The 3500-nt window shown below is 55.7% G+C and carries 5 protein-coding genes; all 5 read left to right on the top strand.

Annotated features, from left to right (window positions below; all coding sequences use genetic code 11):
- Positions 1-253: 253 nt before the first annotated feature.
- Genes ACPF7Z_RS19300 through ACPF7Z_RS19280 form a run of 5 tightly spaced genes read left to right on the top strand, consistent with a single transcriptional unit; the run spans position 254 to position 2686 of the window.
- On the top strand, positions 254-904 hold the full coding sequence (locus ACPF7Z_RS19300; RefSeq protein ID WP_425194862.1) for a type IV secretion system protein: 651 nt from the start codon (positions 254-256) through the stop codon (positions 902-904).
- A 9-nt stretch (positions 905-913) separates the two neighbouring features.
- Complete coding sequence (locus ACPF7Z_RS19295; protein ID WP_425194861.1) at positions 914-1207, top strand: EexN family lipoprotein; 294 nt, start codon at positions 914-916, stop codon at positions 1205-1207.
- Positions 1204-2205, top strand: a complete 1002-nt coding sequence (locus tag ACPF7Z_RS19290) for a type IV secretion system protein (protein WP_425194860.1) — start codon at positions 1204-1206, stop codon at positions 2203-2205. Before ACPF7Z_RS19295 ends, ACPF7Z_RS19290 begins: the two co-directional genes overlap by 4 nt.
- The gene (locus ACPF7Z_RS19285) at positions 2202-2495 is read left to right on the top strand and encodes a hypothetical protein (protein WP_425194859.1); all 294 of its coding nucleotides are present in this window, start codon (positions 2202-2204) and stop codon (positions 2493-2495) included. The genes ACPF7Z_RS19290 and ACPF7Z_RS19285 overlap by 4 nt, the downstream gene beginning before the upstream one ends.
- On the top strand, positions 2492-2686 hold the full coding sequence (locus ACPF7Z_RS19280) for a hypothetical protein (protein ID WP_425194858.1): 195 nt from the start codon (positions 2492-2494) through the stop codon (positions 2684-2686). Before ACPF7Z_RS19285 ends, ACPF7Z_RS19280 begins: the two co-directional genes overlap by 4 nt.
- The last annotated feature ends 814 nt before the right edge of the window (positions 2687-3500 follow it).

Below are 3500 nucleotides of genomic sequence, written 5' to 3'. Positions count from 1 at the left end.
AGCGTCGCCATGGTTGGTCCTCCCCGGTATGCGTTCAGCGGGTGAGACGGAATCGGCGGTCAGAAAATGCTCGCTGGCGGTGATAGGGGAAGTGTCGACGCCGGCATCACGGATTCAGGGAGATGAAAGAAGTGATGGAATCCATCGATCTGAAAAGCCTGGATTTTGAAAAGCGGGCACTCACGCTCCAGAGAACGAAACGGCGTCTGGAGGCCAAGGCGAACCGTCAGAAGCCTCAAAAGGAGGTTAGATCATGAGCATCAAAATTTCGTGCGCACGAAAAATGGCCGGTGTAGCCATCGCGGCCACGGTTGGCCTAGCACAGCCCGTCATGGCAGGTGGGATCCCAGTTATTGATGTTTCCAATCTGACTCAGCAGATGCTCCAGGTCCAGCACATGTTGGCTCAGATCGACCAACTGAAAAGCCAGCTCGAAACAGCCAACAAGGAGCTGGACAGCATGAGCGGCGTTCGTGGCCTGGGCAATGTCATCGACTCGGCCTACGACACCGCCGTGAACATCGATCCTAACCAAGTGCTGAATGACGCCGGCATCAGTGGGGCGAATGAACACGGCCTGACCGGCGATGTGGCGGACCTGTACGACAGCGGCAACCAGAACACGGCGACCTGGCTTGGCCAGTCCCAAAAGTCCCTGGAACAGGCGCAGGAGCGTTTCAGCGAGCTGACTGGCTTGGTGGCTGAGGTCAACAACAGCCCTGACCAGAAAGACGTTCTGGACCTCCAGGCCCGTATCGGCGCCGAGCAAGTCATGCTGCAAAACGAGATGGCAAAGCTGTCCATGCTCCGTTCGCAGGCCGAGGCTAGCCAAGCCATGCACAACCAGCGCGTACAGCAGATGCGCGTCGCATCATCAGGGGAACCTTTCGAGCTTGATTGGTAAGGAGGCCTTATGAGTATCAGGAAAAATTCGTGCGCACGAAATATTGCCATTGTGGTTCTGGTCAGCGTTGCGCAGTCGGGGTGTTTTGATGATACCCCGAATACTGGCCCGGTGCAGACCGTGGACTGGTACAAAGCGCATCACGACGAGCGCAAGGTGACACTGGAGACGTGTGGCAACAACCCTGGCGAACTCCAGGAGGCGCCGAATTGCATTAATGCACTCCAGGCGGAGCGGGCACTGTCTAGCGGTGAGCCCTTCGAGCTCGACCTGTCTAGCCTCAAAAGCGAGGAGGACTCATGAACCTGTTTGAAGGCATGTTCTCCGTCGTTGATCAGGCACTGGACCAGTACATCGTCAACACGGCTACTGACCTCGTCGCTTATATCACTCCAATGTTCACCAGCATGTTGATCGTCTGGATCGCCATCTGGGGCTATTTGATGATGTTTGGCAAGGTCAGTGAGCCCTTGCAGGAGGGCGTTTTTCGCATCCTTCGCATCGGCTTCATCATGACTTTGGGGCTGACGGTCGGTACCTATATGAGCGTCATGGTTGACGTGCTGGCTCACGGCCCGGAAAAGCTAGCAGCAGTCATCACGGGGTCCAATGGAGGCGCAGCGGCCATTTTGGACAGCCTGTTCTCCCGCGTTCTCGCCGTAGCTGATCAGGCCTGGGATAAAGCGGGAGTCATGAGTGGTGATTTCGGCATGTATCTGGTGGCAATTCTGATCATGGTGTTTGGTGGTGGTGTTGCCATCGTAGTGGCGTTTCTCCTGCTGGCCAGCAAGGTGGCAACGACAGTGCTGCTGGCGATTGGTCCGCTCTTTATCATCGGCCTGCTGTTTAACAGCACCCAACGTTTTTTCGAGAGCTGGCTGGGCATGGTGATTAATTTCGGCATGCTGCTGGTTTTGGGCTCAGCCATTGGGCGCATGGTCATCGATGTCAGCGAGGCGTTCATGAACATCGTGGTGTCGTCGGCAAGCAGCATGGCCAGTATGACCACAAGCGCCTATCTGATTGCTTTTTTCGCCCTTGGCATCCTTGTGCTGAAGCAGGTTCCGGCCATTGCTTCTGCATTGGGTGGTGGTGTGGCACTGGCAACTCAGGGCGCTCTGGGCTCCGCTATGTCCGCGATGCGTCCCTCATCGATCCGGCGCCAGTATCGTGGTGTTCAGCGTGATGCACGTCTGGCAGGTAATGCTGCTACAGCACCTTACCAAGGTGCCAAAAAGGCCTACCACGCCTATCAGAAGCGCTTTGGCGCTGGTAATACGATCACTGGGGGTAAGCCATGAATGCCAAGACTAGATGGTTAGATGCCTGGCGCGTCCGCTGGGCGCGGGTAAAGCGTGGGGTGGAGCTGGGATTCTCGGGCTTACTTCTGATGGTGGATATCCTGCTGTCCGTGGCGTTGCTCCCTGAACTGCCTGGCTTGGTCAGTGGCACCCTTGCTGGCGATGGTGATATTGCGCGCACCCTATTTGTCTGTGCGACAGGTATCGCCGTGTGCGTGCTCCAATGGCGATGGCGCGCAGCGATATATCCCGGGCTCCGGCGTGCTACACGACAGGAGGAGACTCCGTGAGCTACCGCCGTTTGACACCCGAGGAGATCGAAGAGCTGCGCGCCGAGATGCGTGCGTCTGGGCAGTGGATAAAAGCAGAGCTGGCCAAGCGTCGTCGGGAGCGTGAAGAGACAGATACGGTTGAGACAACTGCCTCTCCCCTGAGTAAGGGCGAAGTTTCCCGATCTAAGCCCGGCGACGAGCAGGTTTGAGACAGGTCCGTCCGTATTACTAATGGCGAAGCCCTTGGGATCGAGGACGGCAACGCAGCCAATAGCACATGCAGCTTTTCGTGCGCACGAAATTTCTGAATATTCCAAAGGTGTTCACGGGTCCGTGCGTATTACTAATGGCGTAGCCTAACGCGTATACCTGTGGTTGCTAGCCTCGCCCGAGGAGTCGCCATTTTTTCTTACGTACGAAAAAAATGTATGGGTTTAGGGCTAGGGCAGGATTCGCAAAGTGCTGGCATTTGGTACCAAGTGCTCGGGCAGGTTCATAGTTCTATAGAAGTGTCTACGTATGGGTTGACGATCATGAAGGTGACTAGAACTCGACTGACTGATGATGAGAAGGCAGCGTGGAATCAATTCTGCAGAGCGAGTCATGTTAGTGAATCCAAGATGCTAAGGATGATGATCCGGAAGGTGTCTGGCTGTGCGCCTCATGCTGCTGCCAGTAGCGCAGAATCAAAATCTGAAAAGGTTACGATTCGGCTAGCGCCTGGGGATTTCAAAAAAATGGACGGGATGGCTCAAGAAGAAGGGTACTTAAATCGTACCAGCTGGACGACAGCGGTCGTGCTGGCTGCTCTTCATCGCGAACCTGTCCTTACTGATGAAGAGATTAATGCGTTGCGTCAATCATGCCGTGAGTTGGGTGCAATCGGGCGTAACCTTAACCAGGTGGCTAGCCCGGATATTGCACCGGGCTGGTCAGCAGCGCCCAGATTCCGAGGGCGCGGGCCGTTGCCGCGCCCAAGCCTCTAATTTGATGGTTTTTTGATCAGTTCTTTGGTTTCAGAAC

The organism is Halomonas sp. GXIMD04776 (assembly GCF_049808615.1).
In the GTDB taxonomy this organism is placed as follows: domain Bacteria; phylum Pseudomonadota; class Gammaproteobacteria; order Pseudomonadales; family Halomonadaceae; genus Modicisalibacter.
The sequence above is the reverse complement of the archived record's forward strand: the minus strand, read 5'-3'. Positions and strand labels throughout refer to the sequence as shown.